Raw genomic sequence first — 16,069 nt, forward strand, 5'->3', positions numbered from 1 at the left:
TCCACTCGGGAGCAGTTGCGTCGCCGGCCGCCCTCCGGTCGCCAGGACGTCGACCGCTTCTGTCGGCGCGCGCTGATAGACCTGGGTGTCCAGCGACCTGGAGGTGGCGATGGTGCAGCAGCGACCGCGTGTGGTGGTCAGTGTCGAGGCGAGCGTCGACGGGAAGGTGGCGCTCGCGCGCGAGGCGCTTCTGATGCGACAGCCGAGTGCGGATCTCTGGGGAGCGATGACGCCACCTGCGCCGGACTCGGTCGCGATCGACGTTCTCGAGGTGGTCAGGCAGCAATACGGCTGCAGCGCCGTCCTGGAGGGCAGCGGCAGCTTGGTAGCCGAGGACGACATCCTCGAGCAGCTGCCGACGTACGACGGCGATCCGGCCGGGCTCTACACCCACTTCCTTCCAGCGGAGATCACTGCGCAGCCGTCGCCACCGCATATGTGGTTCACCGTCGTGGACAGTCGCGGACGAGTGCGCTGGACCGAGAAGCATCCGGACTGGGACGTGCTGGTCCTGGTGGCGCAGTCGACGCCGGCTGACTATCTCGGATATCTCCGGGAGGAGCGGATCTGCTACCTCGTGGTCGGCGATGAGCGCGTCGATCTCACGCAGACGGTGACCGCGATGGGCACCGAGCTCGGAGTGAGGTGCGTGCTGTCCACCGCGGGCGGAGGGCTGAACGGTGCGTTGTTGCGCGCCGGGCTGATCGATGAGTTGCACGTGAAACTGGCACCCGCTCTGGTCGGAGGCCTCGGGACGCCGTCGGTCATGGACGGGCCACCGCTCGCGGTCGGGGATGCGCCGACTCGGCTTCAGCTCGTTTCGGCGCAGACGGATAGCGCCGGCAGCGTTCGGCTCCACTATGTCGTCCCGAGGACCTGACTACGGGGCGGAATGGGCCTGTTGAGAGGCGGCTTCAGGCGGATTCGAGGGTAGGAATCACACGAATGTAAGTCGGCGGAACTGGCTTAGGATCGCGCCCACAGAGGTAGTTCGTAGTATGAAGTACCGCGATAGGTCGGCAGAGCGATATGTCGACAAATCTATGTCTGCCCTTTCCGCAATGTTTCATGTGAAACATTGCGGGTTGCGCCGATGAGATAGGTGGCGGGGACCCAGGTGGCGGTGGGACCCAGGCCGTCGTACATCTCGGGAACCGGGGACTCTTGGAAGGTTGTGAGGGTCAGGCTGGCTGCCAGGAGGGCGGTGATGATGTCGCTCGGCGGCCAGATGAAGGCGGTGAAGGTGGGGGCCTCGGAATTGTCGCGGGCGCCGGTCGGCAGCTTGGCGTTGTCGATAGTGGCGCGCGGCGTGGTGCGCGCGAAGTAGTCCGCGGTGACCGTCAAATGGTCAGGGCCTCGGACGGAGAGGACCTCCCAGATCGGGTGGTGGTCGGCGATCAGGATGGTGCCGCCGGGGGTGAGGCGGGTGGCGATGGAGGTCGCGAAGGCGGCCAGGTCGGGCACCCAGCAGATCGCGCCCCAGCTCAGGTAGATCAGGTCGAAGCCGGTCAGGGTCGACGGCAGATCGAGCATGTCGGCGCGGAGGAAGTCAGCCGGAATTCTCGCGCTAGTGGACTTCTCGGTCGCCATCGTGATCGCGACTTCGGAGATGTCGACGCCGACGACCGAGGCGCCGAGGCTCGCCCAGGACAGGACTTCGTCGCCGCAGGAGCAGGCCAACTGGAGGACTCGGCGGCCGCGGACATCACCGGCCGCGGCGAGTTCCGCCGGGGAGAGCGTCGTCCCGCCGGCGGCGAAGTACGACGCGGGCAGGCCGGGGCGGGCGTGGTGGATCTGGTTCCAGCTGGCCCGGTTCGACTCCGTGATCGCGTGCGGCATGCGGCCGACGCTAGCGGCGGAAACCCCGTACTACAACGGGTTTAGCGCCCGAGGAGTTCGTGGGAGGTCCTGCGCTCGGCGTAGAACGAGAGGAACGGGATCGTGCCGGCCAGCGCCATCAGCACCAGTCGCGGGAACGACCAATGAACCCGGCGGAACAGGTCGAAGGTCGCGAGCAGATACACGACGTACAGGAAGCCGTGCATGGGACCGATCACGTTCATCGCGCCGGGGTTGTCGGCCAGGTACTTCAGCGGCATCGCGACGAACAGCAGCAGGAGCAGCATCACGCCGACGACGTACGCGATCACGCGGTACCGCGTCAGCGCGCCGCGGGCGGCCGGGGTGAGCGGCTGCGAGCCGGCAGAGGTGGCGGGGTCGGCAGAGGAAGTCACGCTGAAACCGTACCGCTTGACTCCACACGCTCTTCGGCCCGGTCACCCACCACAGCGGCCCCATCGACGTCAGGCCCGTCAGGCCCGGGAACGTCGGGCGGGTCCGTGTCCTCCGGATCGCGGTGGGCGTCCAGGACCATCCTGGCCCACATCCACAGCGTGAAGGCCGCGAAGATCCACCACTGGAACGCGTACGCGATGTTCCGCAGACCGGCGTGATCCGTGGGCGGTGGAGGCGGTACGACGGACGCCGGAGCAGGTGACGGTACGGCGCCCGACTCCACACTGCCCTGTACGACGAAGGCGTCGTAGATGCGGTACTTCACCAGATGAACGATCGTCGGGATCCGCAGCGACGACAGCACCCGCCCCTTGGCGGCATCGCCCGACGAGTCCTCTGCCTCGGACGAAATCACTGCTCCGGTCAGGGAGACCGGACCGACCGGCGCCGCTGCCGCCGGATCGGTCACCGAAGCGACCCAGCCACGTACGACCATCACCGCATCGGTGTCGGACAGCTTCAACGGCGAGACGACCCAGAACCCGTCCCGCCCGTCGTGCAACCGATCCGCGATGAACACCTGGTCGGCCGCCGGAGCCCATGTGCCTTCAACGGTCACTCGTCGGCCGACAGCCTTGGACGGCAACCCCTCGTCGATCGAGAACAGCGACCGCAACGGAACCGGCGCGGCCGCAGCGCGCTCCGCCGTGGCGTCGGCGGTCTTCGAGCGGTACACGCCGACCTGCCAGACGCCCATCACCGTCATGACCGAGGCGATCGCCAGCGCGAGCACGAGCAATCCTGTCCACCGCGGCGTGAGCACCGTCCGCCACAGGGGCCGGCGACCGGGGGTGTCCGACATCAAGACCTCAGCGTGCCGCCGCGGCAGCGAGCAGGTCGCGGCACAGCACGCCCAGCTCGATCCCGGCCGCCTCAGCGGCCAGCGGGACCAGTGACGTCTCCGTCATCCCCGGCGCCACGTTCACCTCGAGGAACCACGGCACACCGGCAGCGTCCACGACGAGGTCGGTCCGCGACAGGTCCCGCAGACCCAACGCCTGATGCGCCTGCACAGCGGCCGCAGCGCACGCGCCGGCGGCCTCAGGCTCCAAGCGAGCAGGTACGACGAACTGCGTCGCGCCGGCGGTGTACCGCGCCTCGTAGTCGTAGAACCCGGAATCCGGGCGGATCTCCACAGCCGGCAACGCCCGCGGCCCGTCACCGGTGTCGACCACCGTGACAGCCACCTCGGTCCCGTCGATGTACTGCTCGATCAACGCCACCGGACCGTACGCGTAGCAGTTCACCATCGCCGACGGCAGCTCCTCGGCGGACCGCACGATCGACGCCCCCAGCGCCGATCCGCCGCGCGCCGGCTTCACCACCAGTGGCAACCCGATCTGCTTGACCACGGCCTCCATCAGCGCGGCAGCGCCCAGCTCGCGGAACGTGTCGTGCCCGAGGACGATCGACGCCGGCGTGTACAGCCCCGCCGTACCGACGACCGTCGACGCGACCGGCTTGTCGAACGCCGTACGGCACGCCGCGGCGTCCGCGCCGACGTACGGGACGCCGTACAGGTCGAGGACCTGGCGGAGAGCGCCGTCCTCGCCGGTGACGCCGTGCAGGACGGGGAAGACCGCGTCCGGGGGATCGTCGCGCAGACGATCGACCAGGGAGGCGTCGACGTCCCGCTGCTCGGCCTCCACGCCGACGCTGCGCAGGGCGTCCGCCACCCGCCGGCCGGACCGGAGCGAGACGTCCCGCTCGTGCGACAGTCCACCGGCCAGTACCAGCACTCGACCCAGATCACTCATCACAAATATCCCGATCACTCGTGGGCGACTCCGGCACGGTCGCCGGTCCCGAGGCCCACTGGAACGGTACCCCTACCGCATCAGAGACCCCCGTCCGCCCGGGGATCATTGCGCAACCTTTGCGCAACCCCTGTCAGCTCAGTTCAGGTCCCGGGGCGTCGTAGTCGCGGCCGGCACCGGGCGGCAGTGGGCCGAACGTCTGCCGGAGCTCGAGTTCCTCGTGGATCACCGCGGCGAGCCTGCCCACCCCTTCGGTGATCCGCTCCGGCGTCGGATGACAGTACGACAACCGCATGCACTGGGAGCCGAAACCGTCGGCGAAGAAGGCGGTTCCGGGCACGTACGCGACCCGCGCCGTGACCGCCCGCGGCAGCATCGCCTTGGCGTCCAGGCCCTCCGGCAGCGTCAGCCAGACGTAGAAGCCGCCGCGCGGCCGCGTCCAGGTCGTTGCCGCTGGCATCTTCTCCGTGAGCGCCGCGAGCATCGCGTCCCGGCGCTCGCGGTACATCTCGCGGAACTGCTTCACCTGCCCCATCCAGTCGTGCCTGGTCAGGTACGACGAGATGGCGAGCTGACTGAACGTCGGCGGACACAACGTCGCCGACTCCTGCGCCAGCACGAGCTTCTCCCGGACGGCGTGCGGCGCGACCGCCCAGCCGACCCGGAACCCGGGGGCGAACGTCTTCGAGAACGAGCCCAGGTAGATGACCCCTTCACGATCCGCCGCGCGCAGCGCCCGCTGCGGCTCGCCCTCGAACCCGAGCAGGCCGTACGGGTTGTCCTCCAGCACCAGAAGCGAGGCACGCTGACAGATCTCCAGCACCCGCGCCCGCCGCTCGTCGGACAGCGAGACACCGGCCGGGTTGTGGAAGTTCGGGATCGTGTAGAAGAACTTGATCCGCTTGCCGGCCGCCCGCACCGACGCGATCGCCTGCTCCAGCGCCTCCGGTACGACGCCGTCGTCGTCCATCGCGACGTGGACGACCTCGCACTGGTACGCACGGAACACGCCGAGCGCGCCGACGTACGACGGGGCCTCGCAGAGCACCACGTCACCCGGGTCGCAGAACACGCGCGTCACCAGGTCGACGGCCTGCTGGCTGCCGACCGTGACCACGACGTCGTCGGGGTGAGCCTCGATACCCTCCAGCCGCATGATGTCGCAGATCTGGTCGCGCAGCGTCGGGTCGCCCTGACCGGAGCCGTACTGCATCGCGGTGGCTCCGCTCTCGGTCACCAGGTCGCGGACCGCACTGCCGACCACGTCGAGCGGCAGGCCGCCGATATTCGGCATGCCCCCGGCGAGTGACACCACCTCGGGCCGGCTGGCGACCGAGAACAGGGCTCTGATCTCCGATGCGGTCATGCCCTTGGTCCGGGCTGCGTACGCCTCGACGTAGTTGTCGAGACGGGTCTGCCGGACATCGGGCACGTCAGCACTCACGAGGGCACTCCAACGGTGATCGAGGGGGAAGTCACCAGGTTACGTCGAGACACCGCAGTCCGGGCTGGGGATCGGCGTGACCTCTCACTACCATGCCTTATAGGGGCAGGTTCGACCATGCCGGAATCTGGCTGCTGAGACAGCCGGCGGGTGCGGCCTGAGAGGTGGAAGGGAAGGCAGAATCGGATGAGCGTGGGCAAGACAGCCGGCTGGACGCTGTGCGGACTGTTGCTGGGAGTGCTCGCCGGGTTCGCCGGTGAGCTGTTCCGGCGGCAACCCGCCGAGAAGGTGCAACAGCGGTACGTCGCGCCGGAGGCGACCCGCACCCCGGACGCGCGGACCCCGGCTCCCGTCCCCGAACCGGCGGCCGAACCCGTCACGCGATGACCCGGCCCGTGACGAAGCTAACACCCCGGACGCGCTGATGGCCCGACGGCTCGAACCGCTGACGCTCGCCAATCTCGACGAGCTCCCGGTGCCGTGCCGTGACTGTGTGTTCTGGGAGCTCGACCCGGTCGCCGCGCGGCAAGCCGTCCGCAACGGGGCCACCGGGCTGGAGAAGGAGGCGTGGCTGTCCCAGCTGCTGCTCGACTGGGGGAGCGCGGGGATCGTGCTGTACGTCGACGACGAGCTGGCAGGCTTCGCGGTGTACGCACCGGCGACGTACCTGCCCCGCAGCCAGGCGTTCCCGACCGCGCCGGTCAGCTCGGACGCCGTCGTGCTGGCAACTGGGCGGATCCTGCCGCGATACCTCGGGCTCGGGCTGGGCAAGATCCTCGTCCAGGCGGTCGCCAAGGATGTGCTGAAGCGCGGATTCCGGGCGGTCGAGGCGTTCGGCGACTCGCGCTGGGACGGTCCGGGCTGCGTGTGGCCGACGGAGTTCCTGCGCGCGGTCGGTTTCGGCGTGGTGCGGGACCATCCGCGCAATCCACGGCTGCGGCTGGACCTGCGCTCGGCGATCACCTGGCGCAGCGAGATGGAGGCGGCCGTCGAGCGGCTGATGGGCGCCATCCGGCCGGAGAACGCGCCGCCGACCCCCGTCACGGTCCGCGACGCGCTGCGGACAGGTCCGGAGTAGACATGCTGTGGCGCGCGCTCGGTGACGTGATGTTCGTCCTGCATGCGGCCTTCCTGCTGTTCTTCGTGATCGGTGCCTTCCTGGCCTGGAAATGGGCGTGGCTGATCTGGGTGCACCTGGCGATCGTGGTGTGGAACCTCGCGATCGTCGTCATCGACTACGACTGCCCGTTCACCGGCGTCGAGAAGTACTTCCTGCGCCGCGGCGGCGAGACGCCGTACGAGGGCGGCTTCATCAACCACTACCTGGACGGCACCATCTGGCCCGAGGGCGCGACGCCGGTGGCTGAGAAGGTCGGCTTCGCGCTGGTCGTCATCGGGTACGCCGGGTACTTCGTCGTACGGCACCGGCGCCGGGCGAAGGTCAGGGGCGAGTCAGTGGGACCCCGGACGTGAACCCGGCCCGCGCTGCCCATACTTGAGGGGTGTCCAGAACCAGTACGCCGGTCGACGACTACCTGGCCGCACTCAGCCGGGAGCTCAGGGGACCGCGCCGCCGGAAGGCGGATCTGCTGGCCGAGGCCCGCGATCACCTGACCGACGCGACCGAGGCCTTCGAGGCGGACGGCCTGGACACGTACGACGCCGAGAAGTGCGCGGTGGCCGACTTCGGCACGATCGAGGACGTCGCACCCGGATATCGCGCGGACCTCGCGGTCAGCCAGAGCCGGCGTACGGCGGTCCTGTTGTTCGCCGCGCTGATCATCCAGCCGATCGTGTGGCAGGAAGGCGCCTGGAGCTGGAACAGCGGTCCCGACGATCCCGACCCGCTGAACGACCTCCTGCAGGCCGTGGTCCGGGGCATCGGCACGGTCGCCATCGTGGGTGCGGTGCTCGCGGTGATCGCGGCCGGCATCGGTCTGCGGAGCGCCTTCGTCCGGACGCATCTGTCCGGCGTGACCACCGTCTTCGCGCTGGCGAACGCCGTGACGATCGGCGCGATCGGCATCGCGATGGCACTGACCAGCCCACATCCGAACGGCCTGCTCGACCTCGGCGTCGTCACCGGCTTCGTCGTGCTGCCTTTGCTCGTCGTCGGCCAGCAGGCGACCCGCGGTCTACGCCTGGCCCGGGCGTAGCACCCCTTCCACCACGGCCCGGAAGGTCAGCCATTCCTGCTTGCCGGACGCGAGCATCTTCGCGCCGGCGCTGGTGAGCTGATAGGTACGGCGTTTGCGCCCGCCGACCGTGCTCCACTCGCTGGCCAGGTAACCGGCCCGCTCGAGCCGGCGCAGCGCGGGGTAGAGCGTGCCGGTCGGCAGATCGAGTTCGCCGCCGCTGCGCTCCAGCAGCGCCTCCATGATCGCGTAACCGTGCAGCGGTTCGTGCTCAACCACCGCCAGGATCATCGGGTCGAGGTGTCCACGCAGCGCATCCGCCTTCATGTAGCCAGTCTACTCATGCGCGTGTTAATGTCGAGAGGCAACATGTAGCCGATCTACTTATCAAGGATGCGTCATGACGGTGGAGACCCCGATCCGACCAGCGACCCGGCCCGGTCTGTTGCACCGGGTGTCCGGGTGGGCCATGCGGCATGCCGGTCTGGCCCTGCTCCTGTGGGTGCTCGTCCTGGCCGCGGTGACCGCCGCGTCGACCGTGGTCGGCAACGCCTACAAGAACGACAACTCACTGCCGGGCACCGACTCCCAGCGCGTGACGGACATCTTCGAGGCACATCAGCCGAAGGGCGACGCGGCCTCGGTGCAGCTCGTCGTCCGCGCCGACGGCGGTCTCGAGGCGGACAAGACCCGCGTGGCGTCGATGCTGGCGGTGGTTCGCGAGCTTCCGCACGTCGCCTCGGTCGCCGATCCGTTCACCGCTCCGGGCGCACTGTCGACAGATCGACGTACGGCGTACGCGACGGTGAGCCTCGACGTGCCGGCCGTGGACATGCCGGTGGAGGACGTCCGGACGATCATCCAGCGGGCGCAGGACTTCGCGGAGCCGGGATTCCAGGTGGAAGTCGGTGGCGACCTGGCGCGGAGTGCGGCGGAGAGTTCGGGCGGCGCCTCCGAGGGTGCGGGAATCCTCGCCGCACTGGTGATCCTGGTGTTCCTCTTCGGATCGTTGCTCGCAGCAACACTTCCGCTGTTGACCGCGGTGTTCGCCGTCGGCAGCACGGTCGGGCTGCTGGTGCTCGCGTCGCATCTGTTCACGGTGCCGGAGTACACGACGCCGGTGATGATGCTCGTCGGTCTCGGCGTCGGCATCGACTACGCGTTGCTGATCTTCTCGCGGTACCGGCACGAGCTGTTGAAGGGCGCGGCCGATCCGCGGGTCGTTGCCCTGGACACCGCGGGGCGGTCGGTGATGTTCGCTGGTTGCACGGTGGTGATCGCGTTGCTCGGCCTGCTGGCGTTGGGGCTCGGTTCGCTGCAAGGCGTCGCGCTCGGGGTCACGTTGACCGTGTTGATGACGATGCTCGCGGCCGTCACGCTGCTACCGGCGTTGCTGACCCTGTTCGGGAAGCGCATCGAGCGAAGCGTGCGCAAGCATGCCGCGAAGCAGCGCCGTACGCCTGGTGACGGGTGGCGGAAGCTGGCGGGCGTCGTACAGCGCGGGCCGTGGGTGCCGCTGGTGCTCGGCGTCTTGGCCCTGGTCGCGTTGTCGCTGCCGGCGCTGGGCATGCGGCTCGGGTTCGCGGATGCCGGGACGGACGATCCGGCGAAGACGAGCCGTAAGGCGTACGACCTGTTGGCGGAAGGATTCGGGCCGGGGTTCAACGGGCCGCTCGTGGTGGTTGCGGAAGGGGATCGGACCGCTGCGCAGGCGTTGGGTCAGACGCTGGCGGCGGATCCGGGGATCGCCGCGGTCACGCCGCCGCAGGTGACGCCGGACGGGAAGGTCACGACCGTGCTGGCGTTCCCGAAATCGGCTCCGCAGGACGCGGCGACGAGCGACCTCGTGCAACGGCTGCGCGACGACACCCTGCCGGCGCTGGAGTCGCGGACCGGGGCGACGTACCTGGTCGGTGGATCGACGGCGGCCGCGGACGACTTCGCGGCGGCGGTGAGCATGCGGCTGCCGGTCTTCGTCCTGGTGGTGGTCGGGTTGTCGGCGCTGCTGCTGATGGCGGTGTTCCGTTCGGTGCTGATCCCGTTGAAGGCGGCCGTCCTCAACCTGCTCAGCATCGGGGCGTCCCTCGGGGTGATCACGCTGGTGTTCCAGCAGGGCTGGTTCGGGGCGCAGGCGGGTCCGATCGAGGCGTTCGTCCCGGTGATGATCTTCGCGATCGTGTTCGGGTTGTCGATGGACTACGAGGTGTTCCTGGTGTCCCGGATCCACGAGGAGTGGCGACGGACGAAGGACGCCCAGGTCGCGGTCCGGGAAGGGTTGGCGACCACGGGCAGTGTGATCACGGCCGCGGCCGCGATCATGATCGTGGTGTTCGGCGCGTTCCTGCTCAGCCCGGACCGGATGCTGAAGCAGTTCGGCCTCGGCCTGGCGACCGCCGTACTGCTCGACGCCCTGCTGATCCGCTGCGTGATCGTTCCCGCCGTACTGCGTCTGCTCGGCAACCGAGCCTGGTGGCTGCCACGCGGACTCGAGCGCGTCCTGCCCAGAATCGCGCTCGAGAAGGACTAGACGGTCAGTTGCCCGAAGCGGAGCATGCCGGTGGCGGCGTCCTGCTCCGGCGGGAGGTAGACGCGCTGGATGGCGACCACGATCGCCTCGGCGATCACGTCCCGGAACGCGGCGTCGGCGAGGCGGGCGGAGTCGTGCGGGTTGGTGACGTACCCGATCTCCAGCCGGACGGCCGGCATCTTCGTGCGCCGCAGCAGGTCCCAGGTCTTCGCGTGGGTGCGGCAGTTCAGCAGGTCGGTGCGGGCGACGATCTCGCGCTGCACCAGGCCGGCGAACTGCTCGCCGACGCTCGACGAGGCACCGTGCAGGTCGTTGCCGTAGTAGTACGTCGCGACGCCCTGCGCCTCCGGGTTCATCGAACCGTCGGTGTGCAGCGAGACGCACAGATTCGCGTCGGTCTCGTTCGCGAACGCGGCCCGGGCCAGCTCGTCCGGGCCCTGATCGCGGCCGCGGGACAGGTACGCCCGGACACCGGTGGCGCCGAGGCGGCCCTCGATCCGGGCGGCCAGGTCGTACGCGATATCGGACTCGCGCAGGCCGAAGCCCTCCCAGCCGTAGTCGAAGCCGCCGTGACCCGGGTCGATCACCACGGTCTTGCCGGACAGCCGCGGCCCGGCGGCGCGGACGGCCTCCCGCGCGCGCAACGCGTCCGGGCGGCCGCCGGTCGCCATCGGGCGGATCCGCTGCAGCGCCTTGAACGTCGACGGCCCACAGGTGCCGTCGGCCGGCAGACCCATGTTGCGCTGGAACTCGGTCACCGCGCGCTGGGTGTCGGCGCCGAAGATCCCGTCGATCCGGGCGACCGCGAACCCGAGCTCCTGCAGCTTCGCCTGCAGGCTCAGGACGTCGTCACCGCTCAGCGGATGCACCGGGACGTACGTCAGCAGCCGGTCGCCCAGCCGCCAGCGCGCGTCGTCGATCGCGCGGTAGGTCTGCGGGCCGACGATCCCGTCGATCATCAGCCCGCGTTGCTGCTGGAACCCCCGGACAGCGTGCGCGGTCGCTTCGTCGTAGACGTCGTGACCGCCGGTCAGCAGCCCGAGCCGCTGAAGTTTTCCGACGATCTCGGCGACCGCCTCACCGCTGTCGCCGAGTTGGTACACGCCGTGCGGGGCTTCCATCAGGTACTACTCCTTGCCTGGATGGCGGGCTTTCAGGCGGTGAAGTCTGCCAGCTCCTTCAGCAGCGCGGCCTTCGGCTTGGCGCCGACGATGGACTTGGCGAGCTCACCGTTCACGTAGACGTTGATCGTAGGGATACCCGTAACCCTGTAGTTGCTCGGGGTAACCGGGTTCTCGTCGACGTTCATCTTCAGGAACGTGATCTTGTCGCTGTGGTCCTGCGCCAGCTCCTCCAGGATCGGCGACACCTGGCGGCACGGGCCGCACCACTCGGCCCAGAAGTCGACCAGGACCGGCTTGTCGCTCTTCAGCACCGTCTGGTCGAACTCGGCGTCGGTGACAGCGTTCATCTTCTCGCCCACGGGCGTATCTCCTTAAACGGTGATGGTCAGGTTCAGACGGAAACCGGCTGGGTGGTGGCCGCCGCGGCCGCGGCGGTGGCCGCGTCCTCGAGGGTGGCCAGGTAACGCTCGGCGTCCAGGGCGGCCGCACAGCCGGTGCCGGCGGCGGTGATGGCCTGCCGGTAGGTGTGGTCCACCAGGTCACCGGCGGCGAACACGCCGGGCAGGTTGGTCTCGGTGCTGTCCGGCCTGACCAGCACGTAGCCTTCGGCGTCGAGCTCGACCTGGCCCTTGACCAGTTCCGAGCGAGGGTCGTGGCCGATCGCGATGAACAGGCCGGTGGCCGGCAGCTCGCGGGTCTCGCCGGTCACGGTGTCCTTCAGCGTCAGGTGGGTGAGCTTGTCCTCGCCGTGGATCTCGCCGACCTCGGAGTTCCACTGGAACTCGATCTTGTCGTTGGCGTACGCGCGGTCGGCCATGATCTTCGAGGCCCGCAGCTCGTCACGGCGGTGCACCAGGTGCACCTTCTTCGCGAACTTGGTCAGGAAGGTGGCCTCCTCGACGGCGGAGTCGCCGCCGCCGACGACCGCGATCTCGTGGTCGCGGAAGAAGAAGCCGTCACAGGTCGCACACCAGGACACGCCGTGACCGGACAGCCGGTCCTCGTCGGACAGCCCGAGCTTGCGGTAGCCCGAACCCATCGCCAGGATGACGGCCTTGGCGCGGTGCTCGGTGCCGGCGGAGTCGGTGACGACCTTGATCTCGCCGGTCAGGTCGACCTTGATCACGTCGTCGGGCACCAGTTCGGCGCCGAACCGCTCGGCCTGGGTGCGCATCTCGTCCATCAGCGCCGGGCCCATGATGCCCTGCGAGAACCCGGGGAAGTTCTCCACCTCGGTGGTGTTCATCAGCGCGCCGCCGGCGGTGACCGAGCCTTCGAACACCAGCGGCTCCAGCGCCGCACGGGCGGCGTACACGGCGGCGGTGTAACCGGCCGGGCCGGAGCCGACGATGATGACGTTGCGGACTGTGGTGGAGTCGCTCATGCAGGCGTTCCTCGTGTCGTCGAGACAGTGACGTCGTACTCAACGGATCCTAGAGGCCGACCATTCCCACGGTACCCACGACGGGGCCGCCGCGCCGCATCGCGAGACGGCCCGGTGACTCAGTGCAGCGTCACCGTGACGTTGTAGAACTCGTGCGCGACCCCACCGGCGACGCTACAGCCCGTGACCGCGAAGACCTGGATCTCGCTCGGCCGCGCCCCCTGGAGCCCGATGAGCGTGGCCCGCTTGCCGTCGACCTTGGCGGGCTGGACGAGCCGGACGTTGGAGTTCGAGCGGCCGGCCGCGAACGACCGGGCGCAGGACTGCTCCTCGTCCGACCCGTGCAGGATCGCCGGCGTGTTGTCGAGCCACTTCTTCGTCCGCGAGCCGATGTCCTTGCTGCCGATCGTCACCGTGTCCGTGGGCGGAGTGTTCTGGTCGGTCGCGGCGGCGCCGTCGTTCGCCTGGTCCTTGGTGGCGAACACCACGCCGACGCCGAGCGCGGCGATCAGCACCACACCGGCCGCGGCGCTGAGCAGCTTCGGCAGGTGCCGGCGCGGCTCCTCGCGGATCTGGGCCAGCGAGTGCACGCCGACCGTCGAGGCCCGCAGTACCGACTCGGACACGATCACCGCGTCCAGGTGCTCGGCGACGTCGGTCGGGATCGGGATGTCGGCGCGGCCCTCCTCGGCCAGATCCTCCGACAGTTGGACCAAGGCGTCGTACGTCTGCTGGCACTCCGGGCATGCCTTCACATGCTCACGAGCGCGATGCGCCTTGGGGGCAGGCAGCAGGTTCTCGATCAGGTCGGCGATCGTGTCCGTGTCCAGGTGCTCGAGGTGCTCACTGGTCGGCAGACCGGGATCGGTCATCGGGGGCTCGCCTCCTCACGGGAGGTGCGCGGCCTAGGCGTGGTCATAGGAAAACTCCGGTCGAAGGCGTCGTACGTCCGGTCGCCAGAGGCAGGCGACACCGCTTCGACGGGGTACCCGTTCATTCGGTTCCCACCGCTTCCGCGGCGGACTTGTCCGGTACGTCGGACTCCCGGGACGTCTGCCAGTGCCGCAGCAGCGGGAGCAGCTTGGCTCGACCGCGCGCGCAGCGCGACTTTACCGTGCCGGGGGCGCAGTCGAGGATCGCTGCCGCCTCCTCGATCGAGTAGCCCTCCATGTCGACCAGGACCAGCGCTGCCCGCTGGTCCTCGTTGATCTGCTTCAGCGCGTGCAGCACGTCCATCCGGCGCTCGCGGACCTCGGCCGGGTCGTCCTCGGCGGGTCCGGCCAACTCGGCGGCGCGGTCCTCGTCCTCCGGCAGCGGATCGGCGGCGCGCACCTGGCGGCGGCGGATCCGGTCCAGACAGGCGTTCACCACGATCCGGTGCAGCCAGGTGGTCACCTTCGCGTCCCCGCGGAACGAGTCCGCGCGGCGGAACGCCGAGATGAACGCCTCCTGGAGCGCGTCGGCGGCCTCCTCGGGCTCACCGAGGGTGCGGATCGCGACCGCCCACATCCGGTCCCGGTGCCGCTTGACCAGGAATCCGAACGAGTCCGGGTTGCCGGCCACGTGCATCCGCAGCAACTCGTGGTCGTCCAGTTGGTCGTAGCTCGCCGGCCCGTGGCCCTGGGCAGCACCAGCCACCGGTTCGTCCGCGCCGATGCGCGGGACGTCCGGCCTGGGCGGCGGGCTGCCCGAGTCCACGTGAGCGGTCATTTCTGGATCGAGACCTCCGAGATGATGCCCTGGTAACCACCGGAGACCTTCGGCAACTTGGTCAGCCAGACCAGCACGTACTGGGTCTCGGTCGGGTCCGACGGCTTCAGGTTCACCGTACCCTCGGGCTGATCCTCCTGGTTCGCCACCGCGGTCCACCCGTCGGCCGTGGACGGAGACTTGGTGGTGTCACCCTTCGGGATCATCAGCTCGATGCTGGTGTCGTCCCCCTGCAGTGCGACCGCGACGTTCGACACCGAGGTCTTCGAGCCCAGGTCGTAGATGATGCCGACGCCCGGCTTCAGCCCGCCGAGGTTCGGCTTGTTCCGATAGGTCTGCGTCTTCCAGATCGTGCTCGGATCGCCGTCGTAGGTGTTCGGTACGTCCTTGGGGCGCTCGGTCTTGTCCCCTTCGGGGTCGAAGTCCTTGGCGCCCGCGATCGCCGCCTTGCCGCCGGTGGTCGCCGACGGCGTGGTGCTGGTCTGCGGCGGGGCGCTCGACTTCGCGCCGCCGTCGGGGTTGCTCTGGTCGTTGTTCATCGCGCCCTTGAGCAGGAACTGCGCCATCGCGATCACCGACAGCAACGCGAGGATCGCCAGCAGGATCAGGATCCGGCCGCCCCACGAACCCTTCGGCTTCGGCTCGTCGCGGCGCCGGCCGTTCCCGTTCGGCGGGGACTGCCGGCGGACCGGGCGGGTGTCTGTTGCGGGTTCGTACGCCGCTTGCGGCCGGCCGTACCCGTTCTGCTCGGCGCCGTACGCCGGTTGCGGGGTCGGGTCGATCGCCGGCGGCGGGGCCTGCGGCACGACCTGGGTGGCGTCGTCGATGCTGCCGTTCTGACGGGCGACCTGGACGGTCTCGTCCATCTGGTTCGGCGGCTCGTGCGAGCTGCCGACGACTCCGGACAGGGCGGCGGACAGACCGGCCGCGCTGGTGATCGGCGGGGCGTGATGCCGCGGCGGGTCGCCCAGCAACCGGTCGCTGATGTCGTCCAGCGAGCGCGGTACGCCGGCGCGCACCTGCCGCGGGCTCAGCAGCCGGCCGTGCTCGACCGGCGCGGGCTGGAGTCCCCAGGCGGGTGCCGGACCGGGCCAGCGGCCGGTCAGCGACGCGTAGAGCAGCTCACCGAGCGAGCGGACGTCCTCCTCCGCCGAACCGGCGCCGACGGAGCGCAGCGCGGCCTCGGTGGCGACACCGATGACCTTGATCGCGCCCGCGTCCGTGACCACCACGGTCGCCGGGCTGATCGCGCCGTGCGCGTACCCGGTGCGGTGCAGGTTCTCGAGGGCCTCGGACACTTCGCGGGCGAGCCAGCCCGCCTGCTGTCCCGTGAGCGGTCCGCTGCCGAGCATGCGCTCCAGCGTGCGCCCGCCTGCCCACTCGCGGACGCAGTACGTCACGCCGTCGTGCATGTCGCAGTCGAGCACCCGCAGGAAGCGCGGGTCGTTCGCCGCGGCGGCCCGCCGGGCGGCGTCGAAGAGCAGGTTCGTCCGCGGGTCACCGACCGGCAGTACGTCGACGACGACCGCACGGCTGAGTACCTCGTCCACAGCCCGCCATACCCGGGCCCCGTCGATCTCCGCGAGCAACTCGGCGATCCGGTACCGCCCGGCCAGCAGGGCACCAGGGGTCACGGTCTGGTTCGACACGGTGTCTCTCGCCCTCCTTGTTGCCCCAGCGGCCTGATCGCAGG

At 69.5% G+C, this 16,069-nt stretch carries 18 protein-coding genes; 6 read left to right on the plus strand and 12 right to left on the minus strand.

What is annotated here, in order from left to right:
• The first annotated feature begins 109 nt into the window (after positions 1 to 109).
• Positions 110 to 880 carry a RibD family protein gene (locus BJY22_RS05915; protein WP_167204181.1) on the plus strand — a complete coding sequence of 257 codons (771 nt, stop codon included), beginning with the start codon at positions 110 to 112 and terminating at the stop codon, positions 878 to 880.
• 161 nt (positions 881 to 1,041) lie between these two features.
• Here the strand turns inward: BJY22_RS05915 and BJY22_RS05920 are convergent, their stop codons facing one another.
• The 5 genes from BJY22_RS05920 to BJY22_RS05940 all read right to left on the minus strand — a co-directional run bounded on the left by BJY22_RS05920 (position 1,042) and on the right by BJY22_RS05940 (position 5,496).
• Positions 1,042 to 1,839, minus strand: a complete 798-nt coding sequence (locus BJY22_RS05920) for a class I SAM-dependent methyltransferase (protein WP_167204183.1) — start codon at positions 1,837 to 1,839, stop codon at positions 1,042 to 1,044.
• Between the two features lie 41 nt (positions 1,840 to 1,880).
• Positions 1,881 to 2,234, minus strand: a complete 354-nt coding sequence (locus BJY22_RS05925; protein WP_167204185.1) for a DUF3817 domain-containing protein — start codon at positions 2,232 to 2,234, stop codon at positions 1,881 to 1,883.
• Positions 2,231 to 3,097 carry an SURF1 family protein gene (locus tag BJY22_RS05930; RefSeq protein ID WP_167204187.1) on the minus strand — a complete coding sequence of 289 codons (867 nt, stop codon included), beginning with the start codon at positions 3,095 to 3,097 and terminating at the stop codon, positions 2,231 to 2,233. The genes BJY22_RS05925 and BJY22_RS05930 overlap by 4 nt, the downstream gene beginning before the upstream one ends.
• A gap of 7 nt (positions 3,098 to 3,104) precedes the next feature.
• Entirely contained in the window at positions 3,105 to 4,052 is a 948-nt protein-coding gene (locus BJY22_RS05935; RefSeq protein WP_167204189.1) for a D-alanine--D-alanine ligase family protein, read from the minus strand.
• A 133-nt stretch (positions 4,053 to 4,185) separates the two neighbouring features.
• Positions 4,186 to 5,496: an aminotransferase class I/II-fold pyridoxal phosphate-dependent enzyme gene (locus tag BJY22_RS05940; protein WP_167204191.1), complete on the minus strand. Its 1,311-nt coding sequence runs from the start codon at positions 5,494 to 5,496 to the stop codon at positions 4,186 to 4,188.
• Positions 5,497 to 5,682: 186 nt separating this feature from the next.
• Here BJY22_RS05940 and BJY22_RS05945 point away from each other — a divergent pair, with 186 nt between their 5' ends.
• The 4 genes from BJY22_RS05945 to BJY22_RS05960 are packed head-to-tail and all read left to right on the plus strand — an operon-like array spanning position 5,683 to position 7,652.
• The gene (locus tag BJY22_RS05945) at positions 5,683 to 5,883 is read left to right on the plus strand and encodes a hypothetical protein (RefSeq protein ID WP_167204193.1); all 201 of its coding nucleotides are present in this window, start codon (positions 5,683 to 5,685) and stop codon (positions 5,881 to 5,883) included.
• Between the two features lie 37 nt (positions 5,884 to 5,920).
• A complete protein-coding gene (locus BJY22_RS05950) occupies positions 5,921 to 6,574 on the plus strand; it encodes a GNAT family N-acetyltransferase (protein WP_167204195.1) in 654 nt (217 codons plus the stop codon).
• Between the two features lie 2 nt (positions 6,575 to 6,576).
• A complete protein-coding gene (locus tag BJY22_RS05955; protein ID WP_167204197.1) occupies positions 6,577 to 6,969 on the plus strand; it encodes a DUF2784 domain-containing protein in 393 nt (130 codons plus the stop codon).
• A gap of 29 nt (positions 6,970 to 6,998) precedes the next feature.
• The gene (locus BJY22_RS05960; protein WP_167204199.1) at positions 6,999 to 7,652 is read left to right on the plus strand and encodes a permease prefix domain 1-containing protein; all 654 of its coding nucleotides are present in this window, start codon (positions 6,999 to 7,001) and stop codon (positions 7,650 to 7,652) included.
• Here BJY22_RS05960 and BJY22_RS05965 read toward each other — a convergent pair.
• A complete protein-coding gene (locus BJY22_RS05965; RefSeq protein WP_167204201.1) occupies positions 7,632 to 7,958 on the minus strand; it encodes a PadR family transcriptional regulator in 327 nt (108 codons plus the stop codon). The genes BJY22_RS05960 and BJY22_RS05965 overlap by 21 nt on opposite strands.
• Before the next feature lie 73 nt (positions 7,959 to 8,031).
• On the opposite strand from BJY22_RS05965, the gene BJY22_RS05970 reads away from it, so the two are divergent.
• On the plus strand, positions 8,032 to 10,158 hold the full coding sequence (locus tag BJY22_RS05970) for an MMPL family transporter (protein WP_167204202.1): 2,127 nt from the start codon (positions 8,032 to 8,034) through the stop codon (positions 10,156 to 10,158).
• Here BJY22_RS05970 and BJY22_RS05975 read toward each other — a convergent pair.
• The 6 genes from BJY22_RS05975 to BJY22_RS06000 form a co-directional block, all read right to left on the minus strand.
• Entirely contained in the window at positions 10,155 to 11,279 is a 1,125-nt protein-coding gene (locus BJY22_RS05975) for an N-acetylmuramoyl-L-alanine amidase (protein ID WP_167204204.1), read from the minus strand. The genes BJY22_RS05970 and BJY22_RS05975 overlap by 4 nt on opposite strands.
• A gap of 32 nt (positions 11,280 to 11,311) precedes the next feature.
• The gene (trxA, locus tag BJY22_RS05980; protein ID WP_202872325.1) at positions 11,312 to 11,629 is read right to left on the minus strand and encodes a thioredoxin; all 318 of its coding nucleotides are present in this window, start codon (positions 11,627 to 11,629) and stop codon (positions 11,312 to 11,314) included.
• A 44-nt stretch (positions 11,630 to 11,673) separates the two neighbouring features.
• A complete protein-coding gene (gene trxB, locus BJY22_RS05985; protein WP_167204206.1) occupies positions 11,674 to 12,666 on the minus strand; it encodes a thioredoxin-disulfide reductase in 993 nt (330 codons plus the stop codon).
• Between the two features lie 119 nt (positions 12,667 to 12,785).
• Positions 12,786 to 13,538: a DUF3379 domain-containing protein gene (locus BJY22_RS05990; protein ID WP_167204208.1), complete on the minus strand. Its 753-nt coding sequence runs from the start codon at positions 13,536 to 13,538 to the stop codon at positions 12,786 to 12,788.
• 121 nt (positions 13,539 to 13,659) lie between these two features.
• Positions 13,660 to 14,376: an RNA polymerase sigma factor SigM gene (gene sigM, locus BJY22_RS05995; protein ID WP_238350295.1), complete on the minus strand. Its 717-nt coding sequence runs from the start codon at positions 14,374 to 14,376 to the stop codon at positions 13,660 to 13,662.
• Positions 14,373 to 16,025, minus strand: a complete 1,653-nt coding sequence (locus tag BJY22_RS06000) for a hypothetical protein (RefSeq protein WP_167204210.1) — start codon at positions 16,023 to 16,025, stop codon at positions 14,373 to 14,375. Before BJY22_RS06000 ends, sigM begins: the two co-directional genes overlap by 4 nt.
• Positions 16,026 to 16,069: the final 44 nt, after the last annotated feature.

It is taken from the genome of Kribbella shirazensis, from assembly GCF_011761605.1.
Lineage (GTDB): Bacteria > Actinomycetota > Actinomycetes > Propionibacteriales > Kribbellaceae > Kribbella > Kribbella shirazensis.